This window comes from Pseudomonas sp. TH37 (assembly GCF_016650735.1).
Classification (GTDB): domain Bacteria; phylum Pseudomonadota; class Gammaproteobacteria; order Pseudomonadales; family Pseudomonadaceae; genus Aquipseudomonas; species Aquipseudomonas farris.
Genome location: NZ_JAEKFD010000004.1, coordinates 250,403 through 276,338 on the forward strand (window position 1 = coordinate 250,403; position 25,936 = coordinate 276,338).

Here is a 25,936-nt window from a genome sequence, read left to right on the forward strand (position 1 = left end):
TACAGCCTGACAGTCGCCTTCAAGGATGGACGATCGGCTACGGAACAAGGAGTCAGCACTGTGATGTCCCCGCAAGATTCAGCAATACCGCTTACCCGCACTCAAAAATTCACTTCATTGATCACCCGCGGCATGGCAGGCCTCAGTGTCGTGCTGGGCGTCATGTGGGCGTTGATCACTTACGCCGTGCCGGACCCCAGCGTATTCGGTTTCAGCTTCATCAGCTGGAAAAACGTGGTGTTGCTGGTGAGCACATTTCTGTTTCTGGGAGCCGTTTCAATCGGCTGGCAGATTCGTAACCTCACGCCGATGCTCCGCGGCGCATTGCAGTTCTTCATGGTTGCCGGTTTGTCTTTTGGTTTCTTCATCCTGGGCACCGAATATGCCAAGCCCTCTTTCGAATTCGCCAAACTGCAAGCCAAGATCGTCGAAAACGAAGGCAACAACCTGCTCGGCAAGCGCATGGAAGTGCTGGATAACGTTCGCATCGAATTGGAGGGCTGCGAAAATATCGGCCGATTGCCCACCTGCACTTTTGAACTGACCAACCTGAACGTAGACCGCAGCTTTCGCTTCGATGACGGCACCCGGCTGTTTGACGAGTCCGGCGGTCCGCTCGAGTTCGAGTCGATCCGGGTGGGCCAGGTCGAGGACAGCGCCCGGCTACGCTTTCAGCTGATTCGCAACGTACCTACCCGAGTGACGCTGATCTTCCAGCAGAGCAACAGCAAGCTGAGCAAAACGCCGGCGATCAAACTGGCGTTTCGGGATGGGAATGATGAGACGCTTACCGTCAAATTCAGTGAGATTGTGATGCGCTAGGAGCTGGAATAAGGGCTCTTTACCGGTTCCAGGAAAGTCCTCGGTGTTGAGGACTTTCCTGGTTTTTTCAAACGGTAGCGTCACCAACCCGAGGAATCAGACGCTCGAATGGGTATGGTAAATCTTGCTGACGATGGTCCACTTGCCTTCTACCTTCAGCAGGTTGAAGAAGTCGGTGAAGCGGAACCCCGAGACGTTGTCGGTATCGACCCGCGCACTGGCCGCCGTGCCGACGATGTCGATGCGCACGATGGCGGCTTTGGCTTCCGGGGATGGGCGGAACGCGTTGTCGATGACGTCGTAGAGATTCTGGATCGCGCCGCCGACGAGCTTGTCGCCATCGACGCCAAACATCGTGGCCTGCTCGTTGAAGGCGGGCTTCATCAGTGCGCTGTCGGCCTTGGCGCCACCTTCGTTGTACTGGTTAAGCACATCGACAATCGCGTTGTATTCCTGAACGTAAGTAAGACTGCTCATTGCATGACTCCTGATAAGTAACTGACACGGGTTATTGCACGGAACCTGTGGGAGCGGGCTTGCTCGCGAAAGCGGACTGACAGTCGACATAGATGTTGAATGTTATGACGCCTTCGCGAGCAAGCCCGCTCCCACAGGGAATTGCGTTTTACTGGAGGATGGTGATCAGGTTTTCTGCACCACTCGGGCAACCCCTGAAGGCTCAATGCTGACCTTTTCCCACTTGGCGATGACCAAGGGCGCAATCGCATTGCCCAGCACGTTCAGGGTGGTGGTACCGCTGTCGATAACCCGGAAGATACCGGCAATCAGCGCGACCCCTTCCAGTGGAAGACCGGCCGATGCCAAGGTGGCGGACAGGATGATGATGGCAAAGCCGGGAACCCCGGCAGCCCCTTTGGACGTCAGCACCATCGTCACCACCAGCAAGATCTGCTGGGACAGCGACAGGTCGATCCCATAGAGTTGCGCGACAAAAATCGTCGCCACGCCGAGGAAGATCGACGCGCCATCCAGGTTGAATGCGTAACCCACCGGCACCACAAAACTGACGATACGGCGCGGCACGCCATAGTGTTCCAGCTTGCTCATCAGCTGCGGCATGACCGACGCCGATGCGGCGCTGGAGAACGCCAGAATCAGTTCATTACGGAAATACTTGATCAGTTTGAAAATATTCTCGCCAATCAGGTAGCAAATACCGCCCAGCACCACCAGCGCAAAGACAATCAGAGCCAGGTAAACCACACCGATCAACTTGAGCAAAGGCAAGAGCGAGGCAAAACCGAAGGTCGCAACGGTGGCGCCGATCATGCCGAATACACCGATCGGCGCATAAGCCATGACAATACTGACGACCTTGAACATGGCATCAGAGATGCCTTGAACCACCGCCACCACCGGTGCGCTTTTTTCTCTGGGGAGTGAGTTCAATGCCAGGCCAAACAGCACGGCGAAGAACAGCACCGAGAGCAACTTCGCTTCCGACATCGCGACAAAAACGTTATCGGGAACGATGTTCTGCAGGATGACGAGAGCGCCCTTCGAAGGCTCCATGTTGACCGAAGCGGTACTGTGGGAAATGCCCGAAATATCAGTGCCCGTGCCGGGCTCGAAAATATTGGCGAAACACAGCCCTATCACTATGGCCAGACCGGTAATCGCGAAGAAATACCCCAGCGACTTGATGCCCATGCGCCCAAAAGACTTGTTATCACCGCCGCCGGCAATACCCAGGATCATGCAACAGAAGACAATGGGAACAACGACCATCTTCATCATCTTGATAAAGATATCGCCAAGGGGTTTGAGGATTTCAGAACTGATCCAGCCTTGATATTGCGGGTGTGTATTGAAGTACCAACCGACGAGCACGCCAAGCAACAGCCCGGCAACTATTTGCCAAACCAAAGGGATACGTTTCATGTCTAGCCTTCTTGTTGGAATGAAAGGACTGCGTTAGTAGCAGTTGCTAGAGTCATGAGCTTCCAGCTCATTTGAATTCGAATGGCACAACAAGGTTGTGCCACTGCTTTTATTACTTGGCGAAGAGCTGGCTCATATCCTTGAACGCCTTGAACTCAAGTGCGTTGCCACACGGATCGAACAGGAACATCGTGGCTTGTTCGCCGACCTGCCCCTTGAATCGAATGTAAGGCTCAATCACAAACTCGGTGCCAAAGGACTTCAGTCGCTCGGCCAGGGCTTCCCACTGCAGCCACTCCAGGATGATGCCGAAGTGCGGAACGGGGACGTCGTGCCCGTCTACCGGGTTGCTATGCACGCTCTCCTGAGAAGCAGTTTTTGGATGCTCATGGATAACCAGTTGGTGACCGTAGAAATCAAAGTCGACCCACTGCGTGCTGGAGCGTCCCTCTTGCAGCCCGAACACTTCACCGTAAAAGGTGCGTGCCGCCGCGAGGTCATAAACAGGGATCGCCAGGTGAAAAGGAGAAAGGCTCATCGGAACTCCAATCAAGGTGTTTTATCGGTTTTGTTTTTGATTACGGAGCCAATCGTAGAGCCGCAGACCAAGCAAAAAAATCAATATATATTTCTTAGAAACACAATTAATATTTGTGAATGATCAAAGAACTGAAAACACTTATCGCCGTCGCGCGGGAAGGCACCTTTGCCGCTGCCGGCAACAGGATCGGGCTGACCCAGGCCGCTGTGAGCGCTCAGATGCAGCGTCTGGAGGCCGAGCTGGGTTTCCAGATTTTCGACCGCAAGGGCCGCTCGGCTCACTTGAACAGGATGGGGCATCAGATACTTCTGCAGGCGCAGGAGCTGCTTCGCCTTTATGACAATCTGGGGTCCACCACGGTTGGGCTGCCGGCCAGCGTGCTGGTGAACATCGGCGCCATCGCTTCCGTGCAGCGCTCGTACTTACCGGATGCGCTCGCCAAATTTCACCAACAATGTCCGCAATGCCGAACCCGTGTGATCCCGGGTCTGTCGATGGAGTTGGTCAACCTGGTGGATGCCGGCGAGATCGACATGGCGGTGATCATTCGCCCGCCCTTCTCGCTGCAAAGCGATCTGCGCTGGACGACTCTGGCACTTGAGCCCTACCGGCTGATCGTTCCGCGCGATGTGCCCGGAGAAGACTGGTCGGCACTGCTTTCCAGCCAACCCTTCATTCGCTATGACCGATCATCGTTCGGCGGCAGGCAGGTCGATCGTTTCTTGCGGCAGATGCATTTCACCTTGCGTGAAGTGTGCGAGCTGGATGAATTGGAGGCCATTATCAAGCTGGTCGAAAATGGCGTCGGTGTAGCGCTGGTGCCGCAGACGGCGACCCATCAGGACTGGCCCGCCGGGGTGCGCGCGCTGGATCTGGGGCAACACACCTTCCATCGCGATATCGGCCTCGTCCATCGGGCACGGCAAAGTTTTACCGAGCCGGTACGGGTACTGGCCCAACTAATCGTTGAGCAGGTTCAGAGCGATTACGAATAAGCCCCAATCATCCACTTCACTTTTTCCAGCGCCTCCCTCAATGCGCCCATCTCCACCGAGCCCAGCGCCAGGCGAAACGCGTGCGGAACGTTGGCCGAAGTGGCAAACGGTTCGGCAGTTGAAACCGACACGTTTTCCCGCATTAACGCCATGGCGATCTGGTCGGCCCTTGCGTCTTCCGACAACGGCAGCCAAAGAAAATACGACGATGGATGGCGAATGCAGCGCAGTCCCGCCAGTACCTCGCCGGCCACGGCTTGTCTCGCTTGCGCGTCTTGGCGCTTCTCAGCTTCCAGTTGCAGGACGGTGCCGTCGTCGAGCCATGCAGTGGCGATAGCCGTCATCACGCCCGGGGTATTCCAGGTGGTCGCTTTGATCGTGCGCTCCAGCGCGGGCACGTGTTGAAGGGGGGCGACGACGAAGCCGACGCGCAGGCCGGTGGCCACACTCTTGGAGAGGCCTGACACGTAAATCGTCCTCTCGGGGGCGAGGACCGCCAGCGGTGCGGGGGGATTTTCCGCCAGGAAGGCGTAAGCGGCGTCCTCGATGATCAACAGCCCATGACGGCGCGCAATCGTCACCAAAGAGTCTCGTTGATCGGCACTCATCACCCACCCCAGTGGATTGTGCAGGGTCGGCATTGTGTACACGGCCCGCACGCGCCGATGCTGGCAAAGGCTTTCCAGCGCTTCCAGATCCGGGCCGTGATCGAGCACCGGAATGGGCACGATTTCAAGGTGCAATGAGTCGGCCAGGGCCTTGAAGCCTGAATAGGTCAATGCATCCGCCGCTATCACGTCGCCGGGTTGCAACAGCGCCATCATCGTCACGGCCAGCCCCTGCTGGGCACCGGTGACGATTAGCACCTGCTCCGCCTCAACCGTCAGACCCCGGACGCGCAGATGGCGTGCCACAGAGGCGCGCTCATGCAGCCGCCCCGCGTGTGGCTGGTAGCGCAGCAGCGATTCCAGATCGCCGGCCGATGCGAGCTGGCGCAGGGCATTTCGTAGCAGTTCTGCCTGCCCGGGAAGCGCTGGATAGTTGAAGTTCAGGTCCGTCATGCCAGCGGCAACGCTATGCTGGTCGATGCTCTGGCCGGGCGACCACGAGGTTTCCCTGACAAAGGTGCCCCGCCCCATCTCCCCGCTGACCAGACCCATGGCTTCCAGCTCCGCATAGACCCGAGAGGCCGTCACTAGGGCCAGGCCTTCCGTTGCCGCCAACTGGCGGTGGGTCGGCAAGCGCGTACCTGGCAACAGTCGTCCGGAGCGGATATCCGCCGCAAACTCATCCACCAGTGATTTGTAGCGTGAACGAGGCATGCGCAAGTGTATCCATGACAATATTTTGATTGTATTGAGTTTCGTCCATACGATGCCTCCCATGCAACCGGCATAAAGGGAGTCCACAATGGAACGCACATCGAACCTGCAACAGCACACCACGGAAAAGACCGCGAGCGGATGGCTCAACGGGTTCATCGGCGTGCTCATTTTCAGCGGCTCGTTGCCCGCAACGCGGGTGGCCGTTCTGGAATTTGACCCGGTCTTTTTGACGGTTGCCCGGGCCAGCATCGCTGCCATTTTGGCGCTGTGCATGTTGCTGCTTTTCAACGAAAAACGGCCGGCCAAGAGTCAGCTTCTCTCCCTGGCAATCGTGGCGCTGGGCGTTGTGTTCGGCTTTCCGCTGCTGACTGCGCTGGCGCTGCAATATGTGACGTCTGCGCATTCCATCGTCTTCGTTGGCCTGTTGCCATTGGCCACGGCAGCGTTCGGGGTCTGGCGCGGTGGCGAGCGTCCCCGGCCGGTTTTCTGGTTCTTCTCGGTGTTGGGAAGCCTGCTGGTGGTGGGTTTTGCCGTCTCCCAGGGCCTGACCGCGTCTCCTGCGGGGTACATCCTGATGTTGTTGGCCATCCTCGCCTGCGGATTGGGCTATGCAGAAGGTGCGAAGCTTTCAAGAACACTGGGCGGCTGGCAGGTGATTTCCTGGGCCTTGGTGCTATCGCTGCCGGTCATGATCCCGCTGACCTGGTTCCTGGCCCCGCCTTCGCTCTCGGGAATCACCCCGACCGCATGGTTCAGCCTGGCTTACGTCTCGCTGTTCAGCATGTTTCTCGGCTTCGTGTTCTGGTACCGCGGACTCGCCCAGGGCGGAATTGCCGCCGTCGGTCAGCTTCAATTGCTACAGCCATTTTTTGGTCTGGCGCTGGCGGCCACGCTGCTGCACGAGCAAGTCAGCCTTGGCATGTTGGGTGTGACCGTTGCGGTGATTCTTTGCGTGGTCGGCGCACGCAAATTCTCGAAATAGACGGTTCAGAAACCGACTGTTGGTCGGCCTCTGGGCCACAGGAATACTAACCTTTTAAGGTAAGGCCTGAATCTGTTGTGGTGGACCGGCCTCCGAGATGTTCCCGGCCCACCGCCGTACTGGAAAGGAGGAATGAAAAATGGCCAATTTCGAGAAAAAAATGCCGGTGCACACCGACGACGAAAAAACCAATCAGCAACCGATGGCGACAGACCCTTGGCGGCCGCTGGATAAACTGCGCCAACAGGTCGATCACCTGTTCGAAGACTTCAATCGTGGTTCGGGGCTGACGCCTTTCCGGCGTGGGCTGTTTGATGTCGAACCCTTCTGGAGTCGGGAATTTATCGGCCGCAGCCTGCCTGCGGTGGACATTACCGAGAAGGATGAAAGCTTCGAAATCACTGCCGAACTGCCAGGCATGGATCAGGAAAATATCGACATCAAATTGTCCAACGGCAATCTGATCATCAAGGGTGAAAAGAAAGAGGACAAGGAAGAAAAAAGAAAGGGCTATCACCTGTCAGAGCGGCACTATGGCTCCTTCCAGCGGGCGTTCAGCCTGCCCAAAGGCGTCGATGCCGACAAGATCGAAGCGAATTTCAGCAAAGGCGTGCTGAGTATCTCGCTGCCGAAGAAGCCCGAAGCCATGAACGCGGACAAAAAGGTGCAAATCAAATCAAGCTGAATCGCCCTTAGCGCGACAGAAAGCCCCTTACCGGGAAACCGGCAAGGGGCTTTTTTTGTGGTCGTAAAGGAGCCAGACAGAACCTGTCAGTCGACTCGGGGCAATGGCTTGACGATCGTCAAACTGCAGGGCGCCCGGTTCAATACGCTTTCGGCCGTACTGCCGATGAAAATATCGATCCCGCGATGGTAGGTTGTCCCCAGTACCACCATGTCGAAGGCATGTCGTTGCGCAAAATGTGCGATCACCTCAGGGGGGATCCCAGGCAGTAGATGTTGCTGTTGTTTCTCGATCCCGTAGCGTTCGGCAAGCACCTCAAAGGCCTCCAGCTGAGCATCGATGACCGCGTCTCTCAAACTGCCATCCAGTGTCGCTGTCGGCACGTTCACCTCGGACTCCCCCAACTCCGACCAGCCGTCGACGTTGAGCAGGTGCAAGGTGGCGCCGCAGGACTCAGCCAGCGTCGAGGCGAGGTCGAGAATCCGATCATTAAGCCCTTGGGTCAGCGCCTCCAGATGGGACAGGTCGACGGTGGCGAGTATGCTCAATGGGTTTGGATTTGCGGCATCGGTGACCAAGTGCAAAGGAGCCGGACAGTTGCGCAGCAACTGCCAGTCCAGAGGTCGGTGAAAGGCACGATCGAGTGCCGACACGCGGTGTGTGTCCTTGATCACCAGGTCTGCATGGAAGTCATTCACGTACTCAAGCAGATGCGCCAGGCTCGGTCTGGCCCAGACCACTTCAGTGGTCACCTGCAACCCCTCGCAACGTTGAAACCGGGCTTGCTGTTCCAGCCAGTGACGATGCACCTGCAAGTAACCTTCCCGTGCCTGGGCCATTGCGTCGTGGTCAAACAGGCCGGCCACCGCCAGTGCCTGGACATGATCGAACGCGACGATGTGCAACATTGCACCGGTTGCACAGGCCAGCGCTCGCGCCCGATCGAAAGCCGGGGTGCGGACCATTTCGGTCGGGGCAATCAATAGCAGACGTTGAATTTTCACCTCTACTCTCCTTGTAACATCCTGCCGGGTTTGATCGCCTGCACACTGCAAGGCGCACGATGCAAGAGCTGTTCGGCAGTGGTTCCCAATAGCTTGTTCAACCCTGTGTGCTGCACCGTTCCCATCACAATGACATCGGTGTGGTGGTCTTCGGCGAACTTGCAAATACTCGACAACGGTGCACCCTCGATGAAGTGGCGACATTCCGTTGGCACGCCATGGCGTTCAGCCAACGCCGCAAATACCTCGTGTTGCGCCACTCCCAATGCCTCGTAAAGACCGGTGGCCAAAGGGAGTGCACCCACCCCCAAGTCCTGGGCATACACGGCCGTCCAGTCATACACATGCACCAATTCAATCCGGGCTTCACACAGTTCAGCCAGCTTCGTGGCGGCGTCAATAATCTGGTCATTGAACACCAGGTCCTGGTCTTCACTACGCAAGACATCGACGATGGCCAGCACGTTGCGCGGCCGGGGGTTCAGGGCGTTGGTCACCAGATGCACCGGCACCGGACAGTCGCGCAACAACTGCCAGTCCAGTGGCGTGAAAAACACCCGCTTCAATGCCGACTCTTCGTTGGCGTCCTTGATGATCAGGGCCAGCGACATCTCGTTGACGAAGTGCAGGATTTCCTCGTAAGGATGCTGCACCCACACCACCTCGCTGGTAGCGTCAACGCCGTGTTTGTTCATCAGCTCGGCTTGTTCGGCAAGCCATTGCCGATGGGTTTGCAAATAACCGTCCCGGGCCAGGGCGATTTGCTCGGGGGCAAACAGGCCGGCGACCGCCAGAGCCTGCAAATAATCGAATGCCACGATGTGCAACGGCAATTGCATCGCGCGGGCCAACATGGCGGCCCGGTCGAACGCTGGCGTACGGGTCATGGCTGGGGGAGCGATCAACAGTAAACGCTGTGTCTGCGACATAGGGCACCTCGGCGCACGGCCATCTCGATGCAGTGGGTAGAACCACAGAGTGAGCGCTTCAGATCCGGGGGATTTGATCTTTGTCAGCTATAGGGCCGACCGTTCTCCAGGATTGTCACTTTGCTGGAAGCAAACCCGGAAACGGCTCTACAGCGCAACCCTCCACACGTCGGGCCGCATGCTGCATCACTCGCCAGGTTGATAAAGATCAATCCCATTCCCCCGCTCAGTGACAAGATAAAAAAATGGGGTGCCCAAACGCATGGGTGCCATGGAGTACAGGTGTTTCTGCAATTTTTGACGGGAGTTTTGTCATGTCTGAGCAATTACGCTTCATGCTGGTCGTCTCGCCGCTCATGGAAAACAGCCCCGCGTTCGACCGGGCCGCCGCGTTGGCCAAGGCATCGGGCGCGGCCCTGCACATCGTCGCCTTCGATTACCTGGAAGGTTTGGCAACGGCCAGCCTGGTCAATGAACAAGTGCTGGAGCAGATGCGGCTCGGGTATGTCGAGCGCCATCGCCAATGGCTCGAAGAACAGGCCCGTCCCTTGCGTAAAATCGGTGTGCCCGTCACCACTGAGGTGGTTTGGGTTGAAAGACCGTTGCAGGAAATCCTCGTTCACCTCAAAGAACAGCCGATGGCAGTCCTGATCAAGGCTCTGGAGTACGAGTCGCTGCTGTCACGGATAATGTTCACGCCCCTGGATATTCATCTGCTGCGCGAATGCCCGGTGCCGCTGCATTTTGTCAGCCATGTGCAGCACGCGCTGCCGCGCAAGATCGTCGCCGCGGTCGACCCTTTCCATAGCAATACTCAGTACGAGGATTTCAACGACAGGATTCTGCGCGAAGCGTCAAAACTGGCCAGTACCTGTAACGCCGAGCTCGACGTTATCTATGCCCATGACCTGTCATCGATCAGCGCGGACGAGTTCGATTTCGACAACGCCTCGACGTTGTTCTCTCCAGGCAAAGCCAAGACACTGTTCGACGCACAGGCCGATGCCTTCCACGAACTGGCCGAGCGCAACGGTATTGCACCGGAGCAACAGCACATGATCATGGGCAACCCGGCCAAGGTCCTTACCCATTACGCCGATGCGTACAACGTCGACGTGATTGTCATGGGCCGGGTCGGCCATCGTGGCATGGGCCGATTGGTGGGCAGTACGGTGGAGCATCTGCTGTACAAAATGCCGTGCAGTGTATGGGTAGTTTCACCTGAGGATCTGTAGAGAAAACGCTGCCACAGCGCTCGGACACTACTGCCGGGCGCTGAACAGCACCATGAAGCTCAGGACAATTTTTGGCACAGCTCCTTTTCTCGCCACGGGCTTCTCAAACGCCAAACAAGTTTGCGCAATTCACTGAACCAGAAGACAGTGCTGGCCATTGCAAAACAAAGCCCCCACTGGCTCAGCGTCAATGCACTCGTGCCGAAAGCCTTATTGAGTGGTGACCAGTGCACCACGGTAATCTGCAAGGTCATCGCCAGGGCAATTGCACCCCAGAGCCACTGGTTGGCGAACAATCCGATGAATGCACTGGCCGATTCGGAGCGAGCACTCAGTGCATTGAACAGTTGCGCCAATACAAGCACCGTAAAACAGGCAGTACGGGCCTGAACCAGCGATTCATTACCCGGTATCAGGCCACCGGGCAGCATCCAGTCGACCGCCAGCAAACTCGCCAACGCCATCACCAGACCGACCTGGAGCACGCCGCTCCACATGTTTGTGTCGATGATTCGATCCGTTGGCTTGCGCGGGCTGCGTGTCATCACATCCTCACTGTGCGGATCAAGCCCCATCGCGATGGCAGGCGCCGCATCAGTGATCAGGTTGATCCACAGAATCTGCGTGGCCAGCAGCGGCAGGATGATCCCACCCTTCTCATCAACCAGGCCGATGATGCCGGCACCGACGACGGCAAGAAAAACCGTTAGAACTTCCCCCATATTGGAAGACAGCAAGTAACGAAGAAACTTGCGGATATTGTCCAGAATCCCCCGTCCTTCGCGAACAGCCAGCACGATGGTCGCGAAGTTATCGTCAGCCAGAATCATTTTTCCCGCCTGCTTGGTCACCTCCGTTCCGGTGATGCCCATGGCAATCCCGATATCGGCTGACTTCAGTGCCGGTGCATCATTCACACCATCACCGGTCATCGCCACCACATGCCCTTGCGCCTGAAGCGCATCGACAATCCTCAGCTTATGCGAGGGCGCCACGCGGGCATAAACAGAGGTCGATTTGACCGCCTCGGCCAAGGCCGCATCGTCCAGCTTATCCAGGTCGGCACCGGTCAACGCCCCGGCACCGGCCTGAATGATGCCCAGATCCTCGGCGATGCGGGCAGCCGTTCGCGGATGGTCGCCAGTGATCATAATGATGCGGATGCCTGCCCGACGGGCCTCGGCAATGGCCGGCGCGACTTCTTCGCGCGGTGGATCACTGATGCCGACCGTCCCGATGAACACAAGCCCTGTCTCAAGCGATTGACCGGCCGTGACATCCTCCTCGGGTGACAAGGGACGGTACGCCACGGAAAGCGTGCGCAAGGCCGCACCCGACAATTCATTCACATCAGCCACGGCTTTGGCACGCAGGTCGTCGGTGAATGGCACGACATCCATCCCGACTTGAACCTGTGTGCAATGTTGCAGAAGCACATCCGGCGCGCCCTTGCTGATCAGCAGTCGCTCATCGTTGCGCTCATGATCGATGACCAGTGCCGACATCATTTTTCGATCAGAGGTAAAGGGTATTTCAGCCACACGCTCGAAGCGTTCCCTGCTGCGTGCCGGGGCATCAAGCTTGCGCTCCGCGACCAGAAAGGCGCCCTCGGTCGGATCGCCTTGAATCACCCAGGTGCCATCTTCCTGCTGCGCAAGCGCGGCATTGCCAGCCAGGCTTCCGCCACGCAACAACAGCACATTTTCGCTGTGCACCGGGCCTCCGATCATGGGCAGGTCCTGGTGATGAATCTGCCCCTGCGGGGCGTAACCGACACCGCTGACCACCCCTTTGCCTGATGCCGTCATGGTCTGCTGGATGGTCATTTCGGAACGGGTCAGCGTGCCGGTCTTGTCGGTGCAGATGACCGATGCAGACCCCAAGGTCTCGACTGAAGACAGTCGCTTGATGATGGCTTTGTTACGGGCCATCCGCAGCATGCCGAATGCGAGCACCAGTGATAGAACCGCAGGCAGTCCCTCCGGCACTGCGGCTACCGCCAGAGATACGCCCAGCAGAAGAACCCGCAGCACATCGTCGACCGTGTGAACATCCGTGAGCATCAGTACCGCCGCAACGACAACCGCAGCGATCAGCAGAACAGCAATGCCCAGCATCCGCCCTATTGCGCGTACTTCCTTTTGCAGAGGCGTCACCTCTTCGGGCGTGACATCCAGCAGATGAGCGATCGCCCCGACTTCAGTCGCCATCCCGACGGCAGTGACGACGCCGAGCCCAGTCCCCTGGGCGATGGCCGTACCTTTGAAAACCATATTGGAGCGTTCTGCCAAAGGTACTTCGGCGCTTGAACACGTTGTGTTTTTCGAGACTGCTTCACTCTCTCCAGTCAGCGATGCTTCCAGTACCTGCAAGGCATTGGCCTGAATAAGACGAGCATCGGCGCCCACCGAATCGCCCTCGGCCAACACCAGCAGATCACCGATCACCAGTTGCTCGCTGGGGATACGCGCCAGGGCTCCATCGCGGATGACGGAAGAAGAGGTTTGAGTCAGTTTGGCCAGCGCCGCAACAGCTCGCTGTGAGCGGGTTTCCTGGAAAAACCCCAGGAACGCATTAGCCAGCACAATCAGGGTAATGACCAACGCATCGACAGGCCAATCGCGGCTATCGCTCAGGAACCAAATGGCCAAGGTGATGGCCACTGCGACGAGCAGCAGATACACCAGCGGATCCTGAAACTGCGCCAGCAGATAATGCCAGGCGGGTTTGACCGGTTGAACCCGTAGCTCATTGGGCCCGTCTCGGTTCAGACGGGCTTGGGCTTGTGCATTGGATAAGCCCAGGCAGATGTCAGTGTCCAGCTCACGGGCAATCGTCCCCACGTCTTCAAGGTGTGGGCGAGCGATAGTGTGGCTGGCAGATTCAACTGTCTTGCTCATCTTGTCCCCGGCCCTTTGCCGGAAAACCGGCCAAGGGGATTCATTGTCAAAGTGATGAGCTTGAGGGCTTATCGACGGGGGTTAATTCAACACTGTCACGGTACTCCGGCACCGAAACCGACCAGCCCAGTTCCAGACTGATACGCCGGCGCAGTACATCCGAGGCATTCGGTTCCCCGTGCACCACATAGGTATGTTTCGGCGGCCGTTTGAACCCGCGCAACCACTGCATGATTTCATCCGCATCGGCATGCGCGGACAGGGTTTCCATTGGTACCACCTCAGCCCGGATCGGCACGTCTTTGCCGTGAATACGCACCGATGGAGCACCGGCGACGATCTGCGCACCGCGAGTACCGCCCGCCTGGAAGCCCGGCACCAGCAGCGTATTCAACGGGTTGGGGGCAAGTGCCTTGAGGTGATGAAGTACGCGCCCACCGGTGGCCATGCCGCTGGCGGCGATGATCACCGCCGGGGTGCGTTGCTGGTCCAGTTCGATAGACTCTCGGGTCGAGCGCACGAAATGCGCGACATGGCACATGCCTTCGCACTCCTGCGGGGACAGCCGGTGCTCGCTGCGAAAACGCTGGTACAGGCGCGTGACGTCGGTGGCCATGGGGCTGTTGAGGTAGATCGGCAGGTCCGGGATCGCCCGCTTCTGGACAAGTCTGTACAGGTAATACATCAGCAATTGCGCACGTCCAACCGCAAACGATGGCACCAGCGTGATGCCGTGGCGCAAAGCGGTGCGGGTGATAACCTGCGCCAGTTGTTCCTCCGGGGACTCTACGGGGTGCCGTCGGTCACCGTAGGTCGACTCCACCAGCAGGTAATCGGTCTGCTCGATGATTTCCGGGGCGAACATCAATGGATCGTTCGGCCGCCCCAGATCCCCGGAACACACCAGCGTCATGCCATCGGCCACCACTTCCACCGTGGCGGCGCCCAATATATGTCCGGCGCAGCGCAACAGGATGCTCATCCCCGGCACAATCTCGACCCGGTGGTGCAACTCCACTGGCCGCAACAGTTTCAGCGCCCGCTCGGCGTCTTGCTCGGTATAAAGCGGCAGCGCCGGGGTGTGTTTGGAGAAGCCATGACGGTTGGCGAATTCGGCCTCCTCTTCCTGCAAGCGGCCACTGTCACGCAGCAGGATTTTCACCAGTTCACAGGTCGCGGGCGTGGCATACACCGGCCCGCGATAACCGTTGCGCACCAACACCGGTAAATAGCCACTGTGATCCAGATGGGCATGGGTCAGCACGACGGCGTCGAGGTCGCGAACCGGTACCTGGAAAGGGTCCCAGTTGTGCAGACGCAGTTGCTTATAGCCTTGGAATAAACCGCAATCGATCAACACATGGTGGTCGTGATGTTCCAGCAGGTACTTGCTGCCAGTCACCGTGCCCGCCGCACCGAGAAATGTCATTCGCATCGTCATTTCCTCAAACCAGGTAACGCCATACCCGACGGATAAACGCTTATCCATGGTTTTTCCCCTCAGTTCATCGCGGCAGGGAAGTGTCAGGCTGTGAAGAACAGTATCTGGGGTTATCGCCGTGGGGCTCTGATTTTTGTCAACTAATGACCGGCTAGTGATAGCCGGACGCACTCACAGCAGCCTTGTTGATTTAGCTCAATGTCTTGGTGTCGTTCAAGTGTAGAAAAACTGATCGGTTGGAGGTGCATGATGTTCGCGGTCACGTTTATCAATACGCTGGTGGTGGTCGTCGCAGTGTTGATCCACTACGAATGCCTGTTACGCCTCAATGACTGGTTGCCGAGGCTTAAACTCTGGAGCCGTTTCAGGATCGTCGTCGGGGTGTTCGGTGCGCTGCTGGCCCATGCAATAGAGGTCTGGTGCTTCGCGCTGGTCTATTACCTGATGGTGCGCTCCGGCGAATGGGGCAGCCTGATCGGCAACTTCGATGGCTCATTGATGGACTGCGTGTACTTTTCATTCACCACGTACACGACAATCGGTTTCGGCGACATTTCACCCGTGGGCAACCTCAAGTACCTGACGGGTCTGGAGGCCCTGACCGGTCTGGTACTCATCACCTGGACGGCATCCTTTCTGTTTATCGAAATGCAGAAGTACTGGAAGCGTAGATAACCCGTCGCCCTTCCCTTGCACGATCGACTGAAACCGGCTTTTCATTAGCGTCTGTCGAGATAACGGAACAGTTCCTCTTCTTGGTCAAAGTGCAGTTGCACAAGGGTATCCAGACGAATCAACTGGTGCTGAATCTCATCGGCGCAAGCCGTTGCAGGGTCGGCACTGAAGTCAGCGCTCATACGCGCCAGCAAATGGATAAGGCGAAAGATCTCTCGGTGGGCATGACTCAATGCCGACAAGGGATCCTCACCCTGCATGCTTCGCGTCAGCAGCGGGTACAGGTTTTTTTCATCTTCGCGTTCATGGCAGACCAGTGAGACTTGCAGCTTTTTCACCAGTTCGCCCAAGTCGGCCTGCGCCTGCTCAAGTGGGCGCAGGGCAAAGTCATTTGCCATCTGATGCAGGTCGCTGCGCACTGTGGAAAGCTGATCGTGTTCATCCTGCAGGCGATCGATATGCTCCCCGGCAAGCTGTTGGCGCAGACCTCGCGACGGCATCAATGCACGCAGGGCATTAATAATGATCACCACGTCGATGCCTTCCTGCGCAATGGCGCCGATAAGCGGCGGCAGGTAACCGAAGGCCGCCACAATCATGGCCAGCAAGGACATTCCCATGCCAACCAGCACGCCTTGGCGGGCGATGTGACGGGTCCGGCGGGCAATGTCCAGCGCCTCGACCAGACGATCCAGGCGATCCACCAGCAGCACAACCCCCGCAGCTTGCGCAGAGGCCGTGGCACCGCTGGCCCCCATCGCCACACCGACATTGGCCGCCGCCAGAGCGGGGGCATCGTTGATGCCATCGCCCACCATCAGTGTGCTGGCGCGCAGGCAACCTTCCTGGACCGCACGCACTTTATCCTCAGGGGTCAATCCGGCACGCAGCTCGTCAATACCGGCAGACAGCGCAATCATCTCGGCGGTTTCCAGGCGATCGCCCGTGAGCATGACGATTCTCTCGATGCCTCTGTTGCGCAGTCGACGCAGGGTTAGCGGGGTTTCCCGACGCAGGTTGTCCGAGAAAACCAGCAGACCGGCGAGCGCCCCATCCACTTCAATGAAACTGCCACTGCACGCCAGATAATCCATGTGGCGCAGCATGGTTGTGGCCCAGCCAGGCACAGGCGTTTCTTTATGAACAAATGACAATGTGCCGAAACGCACCCGCAGACCATCGACCCGCCCGCATAGGCCAGCGCCCGGGCTTTCCTCCACATCCTGCGGCACGCTGAGCGACAATCCACGCTGATAGGCCGCTGCGACAATGGCCTGGGAGATCGGGTGCGTCGAGGCCTGCGCCAGCGAAGCGGCCAGGCCAAGCAGGCGCTGCGGATCGACCGCTCCGTTGGTTTCAATCGACTGCAGACGGGCATGGCCGCTGGTCAGCGTGCCAGTCTTGTCGAGAAACACCTGCTTGACCCCGGCCAGCGCTTCCAGGGTCACGCCGTCCTTGATCAGGATCCCGCGCCGCGCCGCCCTGGAGATACCTGACATGATCGCGATCGGCACCGCCAGAATCAAAGGGCAAGGTGTGGCCACCACCAAAACCGCCAGCGCGCGCAAAGAATCTCCGCTCATGTGCCAGGCGATCCCGGCAATCAGCAATGTCAGAGGCACGAAGAGCAATGCATAACGGTCGGCCAGACGCACGAAAGGCGCGCGCGAGCGTCGTGCGGTTTCGGCCAGGCGCACCACCCCGGCATAGGTGCTTTGCGCTGCCGTTCGGGTGGCAGTCAGGAGAATGGGCGCACCGACATTGGTCACGCCGCTGGGCAGTGGTTCCCCTGCCCGGCGGGTGACCGGCAATGACTCACCACTAAGCGCCGACTCGTCCAGAACGGCGGTAGGACTGAGTAGACGGCCATCGACCGGTATCACCTCGCCCAAGCGTACAAGCAGTGTCTGCTGCGGCTGGATCTGCTCAACCGGTATCTGCCGTAAATCGCCACTTTCTTGCAGCCAGGCAAAGCGTGGCGCCCGGTCGACCAGCGCACGCAGCTCGCGTTCGGCGCGTTGCTTGGTAAAAAATTCCAGGATGCGTCCGGACGCCAGCATCAAGGCGATCACCGCCGCCACCAGCGTCTGTTCAAAAAACAACGCCGCGGCAATCGACAGCAATGCAATCAGGTCTACACCGGCCTCGCGCCGGGCCAGACGCCTGGCAATCTCGACGAGCAATACCAGGGCCATCACCAGACTGCCTGCGGCCCAGCAAATCGACGCCCAGTCAGACTTCCCGACGACCTGCGCAATGCCCCCGACCAGCAGGGTCAGGGTGGTGAGCAGCAATAGAGCCGGGTCCAGCCACTTACCGAGCATCGATGTGAGTTCCTCCAAAAAGCGCTTGCGATGCAACGCTGCAAGCATGCGACATGAATGGATAGAGCTTAGGACTCGAATGCCCGGCATGTTCGCCATGCGTCATCAATTGGGGCCGTGTTTATCGTTAGCGCAACGGCTGCGGCCAGCCCTCACTGCTGTCTGCGCTCTTTCTGATCTAAATCAAACAGGCTTTGGCCGTTCACGTAGACATTAAGAGTCAGCGTTCACACCGCCGTATCTTCTATTCACTAAGAGGAGAAATGAAATGACCGACTCTGCGAAAAAAGTATCCGTGAAAACCGAAGAAAAAACCGGCCTGCGCCCATCGACACCCGATCTGTACCTGAAGCCATGAAAGCGGATAAAGTCGCGCCGATCAAAGCCGACTGATCCCCTGGCAGTCCTGCCACTTGCCGGGAAACCGACGGGGGGCTTTGTAGGGTGACGTTCATGAACACACCTTCCCAAGACATGCTGAACACACTTTACGGCGCACATGCGCACATTGACGAGACCTCCATCGCCCCGCTCTTGCGCTCAATGACATGCTGGCCGAATAGTTGGCCGGGCTTATCCAGGACGATGAGGCGTTCTTCAATGCAACGCAAAACGCCCGGGTCGTCCAGGCGGCGGAACAATTCGACGCCATGGTCTGGATTGAACAGACGACACCGGTGACGGCCTTGCCCTTGCCAAAAAGCCAGACATTGGAACCGGAAGACGAAACCTTTCCATTTGGCGTATGACCAGCATCAGACGGTGGTGGTCGACGTTGGACGACTACCGTGCAAATACCGCTCGAACCAGTCTCCAGCCAGTCTGGCGACTGCTTCAAGTGCGCCCATTTCTTCAAAAAGATGCGTAGCGCCCGGCACGACTTCCAGACGTTTCTCACAGTGCAGGGCATGACTGCTTTGCACATTAAGATTGAGCACCACCGGATCGTGCTCACCGACAATCTGCAGGGTCGATGCCTTCACGCAGGCCAGCGCCGCCCCTGCCAGGTCGGTCCGCCCTCCTCGGCTCACCACGGCAAGCACCACGTCCGCACGCTCGGCCGCTGCCATTAGCGCCGCAGCGGCACCGGTGCTGGCGCCGAACAATCCGATCCGAAGCTGTTGCAGTTCGGCATCCTGGCCAATCCAGTCGATCACCTTCACCAGTCGCCTGCAAAGCAGCTCGATGTCGAAACGCAATTTCCGGGTCTGATTGTCCAGGCGTTGCTCCGGTTCCGTGAGCAGATCGAACAGTAATGTGCCCAGCCCTCGCCGGGCCAGCGACTCGGCAACTTGTTGATTACGCGGGCTTGAACGACTGCTGCCGCTGCCATGGACGAAGACCACCAGGCCGACAGCGTTCTTGGGCAGACGCAAGTCGGCAGACAGCGCCACGTCCCCCAGGTCCAGCTTTCGATAGCGAGCCTCAATCATTTGAACTCTCCTGACCGGGAACACTCTCGCCGGATTCTCTGCGCCAGGCCCGTTGCAACAGATCGATGACTTCATCGTCCGAGGTCTGGGAAAAGTTCATGTACCAATAACCGATCGACATCATCCACTCAGGAATGAGCGGGCAGATCACCTCATCGACTTCGCTATACAGGGCTTCAAGCGTATCCAGCGGTGCCACCGGCACCGCAACGACGATGCGGGACGGTGATTGCAGGCGCACCGCGCGTATCGCCGCCATCATCGAGGCGCCGGTCGCCAGGCCGTCGTCGACCAGAATCACCACCTGACCCTTGAGTTGCACCGGCGCGCGTGTCCCACGGTATGCACGCTCGCGACGCAACAGCTCCTGCGTTTCTCGTGCAACCACGTTATCGAGTGTGCGTTGATTGATACGGTTCGCCCGCAGCGCATCGTCATTGACGATTTGTATGCCGCCACTGGCAATGGCGCCCATGGCGAACTCCTCATGGAATGGCACCCCCAGCTTGCGCACCAGCATCAGGTCGAGGCGAACCTCCAGCGCCGTGGCCACTTCATAGGCCACAGGAACGCCGCCACGGGGTAAGGCGAGAACGATGACATCGGGGCGATGAGCGTATTTGAGCAACGGTTCTACCAGTCTTCGACCGGCATCAACCCGATCACGCAAGATGGTTTGCGATGAGGAACCCTGAATCACTTGAAACCTCCCCGGACGATTACGCCTGTCGGTGCGTATCACACCGCCCTGACTTCTCCGTGGGCAGCCGTTACGTCCTCACTGAATCAAGCATCATCCTTGGTTTAGATTCCGCTCCTGAAGTCTCCTTGTTGTTGATTTATATCAAGTCCCCACGCAAGGCTGTCCACTGGTCCTCCCCGGCGCATGCCCCCCACAACCCTTACGCTATGATTCACCTATCGGCTCTCGACGGGAGACTGCCATGCCTGACCTGCCTGCGAGTCAGCGGTTGCGCTTGTACGACAGCGATGAACTTGATTCGGTGCTGCAGGCGATGGCGCGCCAGGCCGCAACCCTGTTGCCGCCCGCTCAAGCGGCACTGATTGGCATCCAGCGCCGTGGTGAGCCTCTGGCACAGCGTTTACAACAACATCTGTCACATCAGACCGGCCAGCCAGAACTGCCTCTCTACCCGTTGAAGGTCAAGCGCTATGCCGATGACCTCAAGGTGCTGCATGCACACACGGCACTGACCGAGAACCCGCTTCTCAACACGCTGGACCTTGCCAATACCACCCTGCTGGTTGTCGATGATGTGCTGTTTGAAGGCCATTCACTTCTGCGCACCTGCGCGTATCTGGCGCAACTCGGTGCTCGTCGGGTCTACACGGCAGTCCTGGTCGACCGGCATGTCTGCCAGCAGCCGATCCATGCCGATATTGTCGGCGTGCACCTGCAAGTGGCCGCCCATGACATCGTGGAATGCAACGTGCCCCCCTACGAAATAGAGTTTTGCATTGAAGTGCTGCGTCATGGCGCCGCCCGCTGACTCGCTGCCTGGTTCTATTCGTCACGCGTCCAGCTGACGCTCAACCCGTACTCATCATCGTTGTACTGATAATCGGAGTGTCCTTTGAACGCCGCTTCAAGGGCATGACCCAGGCGGTTCGCCAGATGGATACCGGTGGTGGTCACAATCAGCGCATCCTCTGAATCGGTCAGGCTGATGAGGCGCTCCAGGGCATGTTCCGCTTTTTCCTGTTCCTCGGTATTTTTGATCAGGTTGACGATTTCATTCAGATGCTCGAGCAAGAAGCTGCCCGATAGCGTCAGCGTACCGGCAGGCCTGTTGTCATTGGTACGCCGACAGGCAGGGCAGATCATCGATTGCGCGTCATGAATCACCGTGTTTTCAGGAATCTTCCAGGTCCAGTTACCCGCTTGATAAGCGGCTCCACACTCCGAGCAGATGGCAGAACCTTCGACTCGCGGCAAACAATACGGATCATGCGCCGAGGTTTTGAACAGCTTGTTTTTTTGACTCTGCTGATACTTGTCCATGGTCTTTTCCTCACAAATGACTTGGATAAAAATCCCACGCGAAGCCGTGTTTTCAAATCGCCCCCCTTGCGGCGGCGCGCATTGAAAACACCGTGAACTTCAAGACTTAATTTGGACCCAATTCCTTGCTGCACAGGTTGATAATTATCAATTCGGGCCAACAACCGACAGTCGGTCACCCCGCTATTGGCAGAGTCCGCATGGCGCAGCGCTTCACCCGCGAGGGAGAAGCTGAAGCAGGCTATCTTTATTAAAGGGGTCGGCCGCTGGCCTGCGGAAAAGGGAAGCCGTCATCCAATGACTTTTCGTCCCCTGGGCGTGGAACACCCCTGACCGCGTGGTCGTGGCCCGTTGTAAACGACCCTGCGTTCCCACTCTGAGCCAAGGCCATGAAAAAGAACGACCAGTGGAACCTGTCCTACTTCGCGATCGCTTTTATCGTGCTGAGCCTCATGCAGATATTCTTTGGTGAGCGCCAGGCCGTGCAGCCCCTCCCGTATAGCCAATTTCTGCAACTGTTGAGCGAGCAAAAAGTCAGTGATTTGCGGGTCGAGAAGGACCAGATCAGCGGCAAGTTGCAAGAGCCCATCGACGGACGCGAGCGGTTTTCCACGGTGCGGGTCGATCCGGCACTGGCGACCGAACTCTCTCAATCGGGCGTCGGTTTTACCGGAACCACCGAAAATACCTTTATGAACAGCCTGCTGGGCTGGTTGTTGCCGTTCATCATGATCATGGTGTTCTGGCATTTCCTGTTTCGCGGGATGGCGGATAAACAGGGCCTTGGCGGGCTGATGAATGTCGGTAAATCCCGGGCCAAGGTGTTTGTCGAACGCGATACCGGCGTGACCTTCGCCGATGTCGCCGGCATCGATGAAGCCAAGGCCGAGCTAGTGGAAATCGTCTCGTTTCTCAAGAACAAGGAGCGATACGCACGCCTGGGCGCGCACATTCCCAAGGGCACCTTGCTGGTCGGCCCGCCCGGCACCGGCAAGACGCTGGTGGCGAAAGCCATCGCCGGTGAAGCCGGTGTACCGTTTTTCTCGATCTCGGGGTCCGAGTTCGTCGAGATGTTCGTCGGGGTCGGTGCGGCCCGGGTACGCGACCTGTTCGAACAGGCACGGCAAGCGGCGCCCTGCATCATCTTCATCGATGAACTCGACGCGCTGGGCAAGATGCGCGGCGTCGGTACGCTGGGCGGTAATGACGAAAAAGAACAGACCCTCAACCAGTTGCTGGCCGAACTGGACGGCTTCGATCCCCGTGAGGGCGTTGTGTTGCTGGCCGCGACCAACCGGCCGGAGGTCCTCGACCCGGCGCTGTTGCGGGCCGGGCGCTTCGACCGGCAGATTCTGATCGACCGCCCCGATCGCAAAGGGCGCGAGGCGATCCTCAAGGTTCATATGCAGAAAATCACCGTGGAGCCGGGGCTCGATGGCGCGCGTATCGCCGAGATCACCACCGGTTTCACCGGCGCCGACTTGGCCAATCTGGTTAACGAAGCGGCCATCGTCGCCACCCGGCGCGGCGCCGAAGCGGTCAGCCTGAACGATTTCACCGCGGCGGTAGAGCGCCTCATCGCGGGGCTCGAACGCAAGAGCAGCCTGCTCGATCCCGACGAGCGCCGGGTCGTGGCCTATCACGAAATGGGGCATGCGTTGGCCGCCAGCACGCTGCCGGCGATGGATCCGGTGCATAAAGTGTCGATCGTGCCCCGCGCCATCGGCTCACTCGGCTATACCCTCCAACGACCGACCGAGGATCACTTCCTGATCAGTTGCCAGACCCTCAAGGACCGGATTGTCGTGCTGATGGCCGGGCGCGCCGCCGAGGACCTTGTCTATGGCCAGATCTCCACCGGAGCCGCCGATGATCTGGGCCGCGCGACCGATATTGCCCGCCAATTGATCACCCGGTTCGGCATGAGCGCCGAACTCGGACAATCGGTGCTGGAGCGGCAAAACGCAACGTACCTGGGAGACCGCATGGCCACGGTGGGCGAGAAGGATTATTCGGAACAGACCGCCCGGGAAATCGACCTGGGTATCCGCGCCCTGCTCGATGAAGCCTACCAACGGGCCAAGGCTTTGCTGGAGAGTCGCCGGGCCGACCTGGATGAGGGCGCCCGCCTGTTGCTGGAAAAGGAAACCCTCACGCCCGAGGAATTCCCGCCGCTGATGCCGCTAAAGCCAGCCCCGGCATTACCAAAATTGTAATGCCCATCAAGCCCGGTTATCTGGCGCCGGTGTCCATTGCCACTGCATCACTTCGGGCATGTCTTGCCCGTGTTCGATGAGGTAAAGCTTGTGTTTCTCCATCGTCGCCCAGTAACGCGCCCGGGCGGTCTGGAGCTGATCGTGCAGCCGGGGCACCCGCTCGATGACATCCAGCGCCAGCTGATAGCGATCCAGGTTATTGAGCACCGCCATGTCGAACGGTGTGGTGGTCGCCCCCTCGTCCTTGAAGCCGCGAACGTGGAAGTTTTCATGATTGGTGCGTTTGTACAGCAGTCGGTGGATCAGCGCGGGATAGCCGTGGAAGGCGAAAATCACGGGCCGGTCGACGGTGAACAGTTCATCGAATGCACTGTCCGGCAAACCATGGGGATGGTGGTATGACGGTTGCAGGACCATCAAATCGACGACATTGATCACTCTTACCCGCAAATCCGGCACGTACTCGCGCAGCAAGGTGACCGCGGCCAGGGTTTCCAGGGTCGGAACGTCGCCGGCACAGGCCATCACCACGTCCGGATCGCTATCATCCTGGCAAGCCCAGTCCCACCGTCCGATACCGACCTGGCAATGACGGATCGCCGCATCGATATTCAGCCATTGCCACTCCGGTTGCTTGCCGGCGACGATCACGTTGACGTAATTGCGGCTTCTGAGGCAATGATCGGCCACCGACAACAGGCAATTGGCGTCGGGCGGCAGATAGATCCGGACCACGTCCGCGGTCTTGTTCGCCACCAGATCAATGAACCCCGGGTCTTGGTGGGAGAAGCCATTATGGTCCTGGCGCCAGACGTGGGACGTGAGCAAATAGTTGAGCGAGGCAATGGGTCTGCGCCATGGCACTTCGGCGGCGGTTTTCAGCCACTTGGCATGCTGGTTGAACATTGAATCGACGATGTGGATGAACGCCTCGTAACAGGAAAACAAGCCATGCCGGCCCGTCAGCAAATAGCCTTCGAGCCAGCCTTCGCACACCTGCTCGCTCAGAATCTCCATCACCCGGCCATCGACCGCCAGGTTGACATCGTCGGGACCCAGCGGCTCCATCCATGCCTTGGCGCTGACTTCATACACCGCGTCCAGCCGGTTCGAGGCGGTTTCGTCCGGGCCGAACAGACGAAAATTGCTCGACGTCAGATTGTCTTTCATCACGTCTCGCAAAAACGTCCCCAGCACCCGGGTGGCTTCTGCGCGCAGGCCCCCGGGAACCTCGATTTTCACCGCATAGTCGGTGAACCGCGGCAGCTCCAGCGCCCGTAACAGCAGCCCCCCGTTGGCATGCGGATTGGCGCTCATTCGCCGGTGGCCGGTCGGTGCCAGGGCGGCGATTTCGGGCAGCAAGGTGCCATTGGCGTCAAACAATTCGTCAGGGCGGTAGCTGTTGAGCCATTCCTCCAATTGCCGCAAGTGCATGGGTTGCTGGAAATCGGCCAAGGGGACCTGATGCGCACGCCAAGTGCCTTCGACCCGACGGCCATCGACGAATTTCGGCCCCGTCCAGCCCTTGGGCGTGCGCAATACCAGCATCGGCCACAAGGGCCGTTCCGGTGTCCGGGTTTGCGGGCGTTGGCGCGCGATCCGCTGAATTTCACGGATCTCCTGCACCATGGTGTCCAGCGTCCTGGCCAGCGCTTGATGAACCTCTGTCGGGTCATCGCCTTCGACGAAATACGGATCGTAACCATAGCCATACATCAAGGCCGACAACTCCTCCTCGCTGATGCTGGAAAGTACGGTCGGGTTGGCGATTTTGTACCCGTTCAGATGCAGAATCGGCAGTACCGCCCCGTCGCGCGCCGGGTTGAGGAATTTGTTGGAGTGCCAACTGGCCGCCAACGTCCCGGTTTCGGCCTCGCCGTCGCCAATCACACACGCGACCATCAGGTCCGGATTATCGAACGCGGCGCCGTAAGCGTGGGCCAGGCTATAGCCCAGCTCGCCCCCTTCATGGATCGACCCCGGTATCTGCGCCGAAACATGGCTGGAAATGCCGTAGGGCCAGGAAAACTGCCGGAACAGTCGGGTCAGACCGTTGGTGTTGCACCCCACCGACGGGTTGAACTCGGTGTACGTCCCTTCCATGTAGGTCTGGGCCACGACCGCCGGGCCGCCATGCCCGGGGCCGGCAATGAAAATCATGTTCAGGTCGTGGGTCGTGATCAGGCGGTTGAGGTGCGTATAGATCAGGTTCAACCCCGGCGTCGTGCCCCAGTGCCCCAGTAATCGTGGTTTTACATGCGCCAGCGTCAGCGGCGCCTTCATCAGCGGGTTGTCCTTGAGGTAGATCTGCCCGACCGCCAGGTAATTGGACGCCCGCCAGTAGGCATCCAGCCCTTCCAGTTGCTCGGCACTCAAAAAATCGCTCATGAAGTTCTCCGCAAGGGGCTCGGTATACCGATAAACATGCGCCAATTCTGGGAGTCTGCAACGCGCAAGACTTGATTTACATCAAGTCCTGCGCCGGCCCGTCACCGGGGCTCCAG

General features: G+C 58.6%; 22 protein-coding genes. 9 read left to right on the forward strand and 13 right to left on the reverse strand.

Annotated features, from left to right (window positions below):
* Positions 1-63: 63 nt before the first annotated feature.
* Positions 64-822: a hypothetical protein gene (locus tag JFU11_RS13140; protein WP_201060831.1), complete on the forward strand. Its 759-nt coding sequence runs from the start codon at positions 64-66 to the stop codon at positions 820-822.
* A 96-nt stretch (positions 823-918) separates the two neighbouring features.
* On the opposite strand, the gene JFU11_RS13145 is transcribed toward JFU11_RS13140, so the two are convergent.
* From JFU11_RS13145 to JFU11_RS13155, 3 genes are all read right to left on the reverse strand, one after another.
* The gene (locus JFU11_RS13145) at positions 919-1,299 is read right to left on the reverse strand and encodes a nuclear transport factor 2 family protein (RefSeq protein WP_123722154.1); all 381 of its coding nucleotides are present in this window, start codon (positions 1,297-1,299) and stop codon (positions 919-921) included.
* A 165-nt stretch (positions 1,300-1,464) separates the two neighbouring features.
* A complete protein-coding gene (locus tag JFU11_RS13150; protein ID WP_201060832.1) occupies positions 1,465-2,724 on the reverse strand; it encodes a cation:dicarboxylase symporter family transporter in 1,260 nt (419 codons plus the stop codon).
* Positions 2,725-2,836: 112 nt separating this feature from the next.
* Positions 2,837-3,262, reverse strand: a complete 426-nt coding sequence (locus JFU11_RS13155; RefSeq protein ID WP_123722151.1) for a VOC family protein — start codon at positions 3,260-3,262, stop codon at positions 2,837-2,839.
* A 119-nt stretch (positions 3,263-3,381) separates the two neighbouring features.
* Between JFU11_RS13155 and JFU11_RS13160 the strand changes: the two genes are divergently transcribed.
* The gene (locus JFU11_RS13160; RefSeq protein ID WP_201060833.1) at positions 3,382-4,260 is read left to right on the forward strand and encodes a LysR substrate-binding domain-containing protein; all 879 of its coding nucleotides are present in this window, start codon (positions 3,382-3,384) and stop codon (positions 4,258-4,260) included.
* Here JFU11_RS13160 and JFU11_RS13165 read toward each other — a convergent pair.
* A complete protein-coding gene (locus tag JFU11_RS13165; protein ID WP_123722149.1) occupies positions 4,251-5,582 on the reverse strand; it encodes a PLP-dependent aminotransferase family protein in 1,332 nt (443 codons plus the stop codon). The two genes, JFU11_RS13160 and JFU11_RS13165, sit on opposite strands and share 10 nt — an antisense overlap.
* A gap of 88 nt (positions 5,583-5,670) precedes the next feature.
* Between JFU11_RS13165 and JFU11_RS13170 the strand changes: the two genes are divergently transcribed.
* Complete coding sequence (locus tag JFU11_RS13170; protein WP_201060834.1) at positions 5,671-6,567, forward strand: DMT family transporter; 897 nt, start codon at positions 5,671-5,673, stop codon at positions 6,565-6,567.
* A 139-nt stretch (positions 6,568-6,706) separates the two neighbouring features.
* Positions 6,707-7,252, forward strand: coding sequence for an Hsp20/alpha crystallin family protein (locus JFU11_RS13175; RefSeq protein ID WP_201060835.1), 546 nt, complete (start codon positions 6,707-6,709; stop codon positions 7,250-7,252).
* Between the two features lie 86 nt (positions 7,253-7,338).
* On the opposite strand, the gene JFU11_RS13180 is transcribed toward JFU11_RS13175, so the two are convergent.
* Together JFU11_RS13180 and JFU11_RS13185 are read right to left on the reverse strand one after the other, a co-directional pair.
* A complete protein-coding gene (locus JFU11_RS13180) occupies positions 7,339-8,256 on the reverse strand; it encodes a universal stress protein (RefSeq protein WP_201060836.1) in 918 nt (305 codons plus the stop codon).
* Between the two features lie 2 nt (positions 8,257-8,258).
* On the reverse strand, positions 8,259-9,185 hold the full coding sequence (locus JFU11_RS13185; protein ID WP_201060837.1) for a universal stress protein: 927 nt from the start codon (positions 9,183-9,185) through the stop codon (positions 8,259-8,261).
* Positions 9,186-9,499: 314 nt separating this feature from the next.
* Here JFU11_RS13185 and JFU11_RS13190 point away from each other — a divergent pair, with 314 nt between their 5' ends.
* On the forward strand, positions 9,500-10,420 hold the full coding sequence (locus JFU11_RS13190; protein ID WP_201060838.1) for a universal stress protein: 921 nt from the start codon (positions 9,500-9,502) through the stop codon (positions 10,418-10,420).
* A gap of 59 nt (positions 10,421-10,479) precedes the next feature.
* Here JFU11_RS13190 and JFU11_RS13195 read toward each other — a convergent pair whose 3' ends face one another.
* Entirely contained in the window at positions 10,480-13,320 is a 2,841-nt protein-coding gene (locus JFU11_RS13195) for a cation-translocating P-type ATPase (RefSeq protein ID WP_201060839.1), read from the reverse strand.
* 46 nt (positions 13,321-13,366) lie between these two features.
* Positions 13,367-14,755, reverse strand: a complete 1,389-nt coding sequence (locus tag JFU11_RS13200; RefSeq protein ID WP_201087412.1) for an MBL fold metallo-hydrolase — start codon at positions 14,753-14,755, stop codon at positions 13,367-13,369.
* A gap of 255 nt (positions 14,756-15,010) precedes the next feature.
* On the opposite strand from JFU11_RS13200, the gene JFU11_RS13205 reads away from it, so the two are divergent.
* Positions 15,011-15,436, forward strand: coding sequence for a potassium channel family protein (locus tag JFU11_RS13205; RefSeq protein ID WP_201060841.1), 426 nt, complete (start codon positions 15,011-15,013; stop codon positions 15,434-15,436).
* A 44-nt stretch (positions 15,437-15,480) separates the two neighbouring features.
* Here the strand turns inward: JFU11_RS13205 and JFU11_RS13210 are convergent, their stop codons facing one another.
* Positions 15,481-17,760 carry a heavy metal translocating P-type ATPase gene (locus JFU11_RS13210; protein WP_201060842.1) on the reverse strand — a complete coding sequence of 760 codons (2,280 nt, stop codon included), beginning with the start codon at positions 17,758-17,760 and terminating at the stop codon, positions 15,481-15,483.
* 563 nt (positions 17,761-18,323) lie between these two features.
* Here JFU11_RS13210 and JFU11_RS13215 point away from each other — a divergent pair.
* Positions 18,324-18,509, forward strand: coding sequence for a hypothetical protein (locus JFU11_RS13215; RefSeq protein WP_123722140.1), 186 nt, complete (start codon positions 18,324-18,326; stop codon positions 18,507-18,509).
* 6 nt (positions 18,510-18,515) lie between these two features.
* On the opposite strand, the gene JFU11_RS13220 is transcribed toward JFU11_RS13215, so the two are convergent.
* Both JFU11_RS13220 and JFU11_RS13225 read right to left on the reverse strand, forming a co-directional pair.
* The gene (locus JFU11_RS13220) at positions 18,516-19,193 is read right to left on the reverse strand and encodes an alpha/beta family hydrolase (protein ID WP_201121305.1); all 678 of its coding nucleotides are present in this window, start codon (positions 19,191-19,193) and stop codon (positions 18,516-18,518) included.
* Entirely contained in the window at positions 19,186-19,893 is a 708-nt protein-coding gene (locus JFU11_RS13225) for a phosphoribosyltransferase (RefSeq protein WP_201121306.1), read from the reverse strand. Before JFU11_RS13225 ends, JFU11_RS13220 begins: the two co-directional genes overlap by 8 nt.
* Before the next feature lie 244 nt (positions 19,894-20,137).
* Between JFU11_RS13225 and JFU11_RS13230 the strand changes: the two genes are divergently transcribed.
* Complete coding sequence (locus JFU11_RS13230) at positions 20,138-20,704, forward strand: phosphoribosyltransferase family protein (protein ID WP_201060843.1); 567 nt, start codon at positions 20,138-20,140, stop codon at positions 20,702-20,704.
* A gap of 14 nt (positions 20,705-20,718) precedes the next feature.
* On the opposite strand, the gene JFU11_RS13235 is transcribed toward JFU11_RS13230, so the two are convergent.
* Positions 20,719-21,216, reverse strand: a complete 498-nt coding sequence (locus tag JFU11_RS13235; protein WP_201060844.1) for a BCAM0308 family protein — start codon at positions 21,214-21,216, stop codon at positions 20,719-20,721.
* 389 nt (positions 21,217-21,605) lie between these two features.
* Here JFU11_RS13235 and ftsH point away from each other — a divergent pair, with 389 nt between their 5' ends.
* Entirely contained in the window at positions 21,606-23,432 is a 1,827-nt protein-coding gene (gene ftsH, locus JFU11_RS13240) for an ATP-dependent zinc metalloprotease FtsH (protein ID WP_201060845.1), read from the forward strand.
* A 6-nt stretch (positions 23,433-23,438) separates the two neighbouring features.
* On the opposite strand, the gene JFU11_RS13245 is transcribed toward ftsH, so the two are convergent.
* Positions 23,439-25,820, reverse strand: coding sequence for a phosphoketolase family protein (locus JFU11_RS13245; protein ID WP_201060846.1), 2,382 nt, complete (start codon positions 25,818-25,820; stop codon positions 23,439-23,441).
* Positions 25,821-25,936: the final 116 nt, after the last annotated feature.

What these genes read in the sequence shown, in the direction of transcription:
- JFU11_RS13140 (WP_201060831.1), top strand. Translation starts at nt 64, where the DNA reads ATGTCCCCGCAAGATTCAGCAATACCGCTTACCCGCACTCAAAAATTC.
- JFU11_RS13145 (WP_123722154.1), bottom strand. Translation starts at nt 1,299, where the DNA reads ATGAGCAGTCTTACTTACGTTCAGGAATACAACGCGATTGTCGATGTG.
- JFU11_RS13150 (WP_201060832.1), bottom strand. Translation starts at nt 2,724, where the DNA reads ATGAAACGTATCCCTTTGGTTTGGCAAATAGTTGCCGGGCTGTTGCTT.
- JFU11_RS13155 (WP_123722151.1), bottom strand. Translation starts at nt 3,262, where the DNA reads ATGAGCCTTTCTCCTTTTCACCTGGCGATCCCTGTTTATGACCTCGCG.
- JFU11_RS13160 (WP_201060833.1), top strand. Translation starts at nt 3,382, where the DNA reads ATGATCAAAGAACTGAAAACACTTATCGCCGTCGCGCGGGAAGGCACC.
- JFU11_RS13165 (WP_123722149.1), bottom strand. Translation starts at nt 5,582, where the DNA reads ATGCCTCGTTCACGCTACAAATCACTGGTGGATGAGTTTGCGGCGGAT.
- JFU11_RS13170 (WP_201060834.1), top strand. Translation starts at nt 5,671, where the DNA reads ATGGAACGCACATCGAACCTGCAACAGCACACCACGGAAAAGACCGCG.
- JFU11_RS13175 (WP_201060835.1), top strand. Translation starts at nt 6,707, where the DNA reads ATGGCCAATTTCGAGAAAAAAATGCCGGTGCACACCGACGACGAAAAA.
- JFU11_RS13185 (WP_201060837.1), bottom strand. Translation starts at nt 9,185, where the DNA reads ATGTCGCAGACACAGCGTTTACTGTTGATCGCTCCCCCAGCCATGACC.
- JFU11_RS13190 (WP_201060838.1), top strand. Translation starts at nt 9,500, where the DNA reads ATGTCTGAGCAATTACGCTTCATGCTGGTCGTCTCGCCGCTCATGGAA.
- JFU11_RS13195 (WP_201060839.1), bottom strand. Translation starts at nt 13,320, where the DNA reads ATGAGCAAGACAGTTGAATCTGCCAGCCACACTATCGCTCGCCCACAC.
- JFU11_RS13200 (WP_201087412.1), bottom strand. Translation starts at nt 14,755, where the DNA reads ATGCGAATGACATTTCTCGGTGCGGCGGGCACGGTGACTGGCAGCAAG.
- JFU11_RS13205 (WP_201060841.1), top strand. Translation starts at nt 15,011, where the DNA reads ATGTTCGCGGTCACGTTTATCAATACGCTGGTGGTGGTCGTCGCAGTG.
- JFU11_RS13210 (WP_201060842.1), bottom strand. Translation starts at nt 17,760, where the DNA reads ATGCTCGGTAAGTGGCTGGACCCGGCTCTATTGCTGCTCACCACCCTG.
- JFU11_RS13220 (WP_201121305.1), bottom strand. Translation starts at nt 19,193, where the DNA reads ATGATTGAGGCTCGCTATCGAAAGCTGGACCTGGGGGACGTGGCGCTG.
- JFU11_RS13230 (WP_201060843.1), top strand. Translation starts at nt 20,138, where the DNA reads ATGCCTGACCTGCCTGCGAGTCAGCGGTTGCGCTTGTACGACAGCGAT.
- JFU11_RS13235 (WP_201060844.1), bottom strand. Translation starts at nt 21,216, where the DNA reads ATGGACAAGTATCAGCAGAGTCAAAAAAACAAGCTGTTCAAAACCTCG.
- ftsH (WP_201060845.1), top strand. Translation starts at nt 21,606, where the DNA reads ATGAAAAAGAACGACCAGTGGAACCTGTCCTACTTCGCGATCGCTTTT.
- JFU11_RS13245 (WP_201060846.1), bottom strand. Translation starts at nt 25,820, where the DNA reads ATGAGCGATTTTTTGAGTGCCGAGCAACTGGAAGGGCTGGATGCCTAC.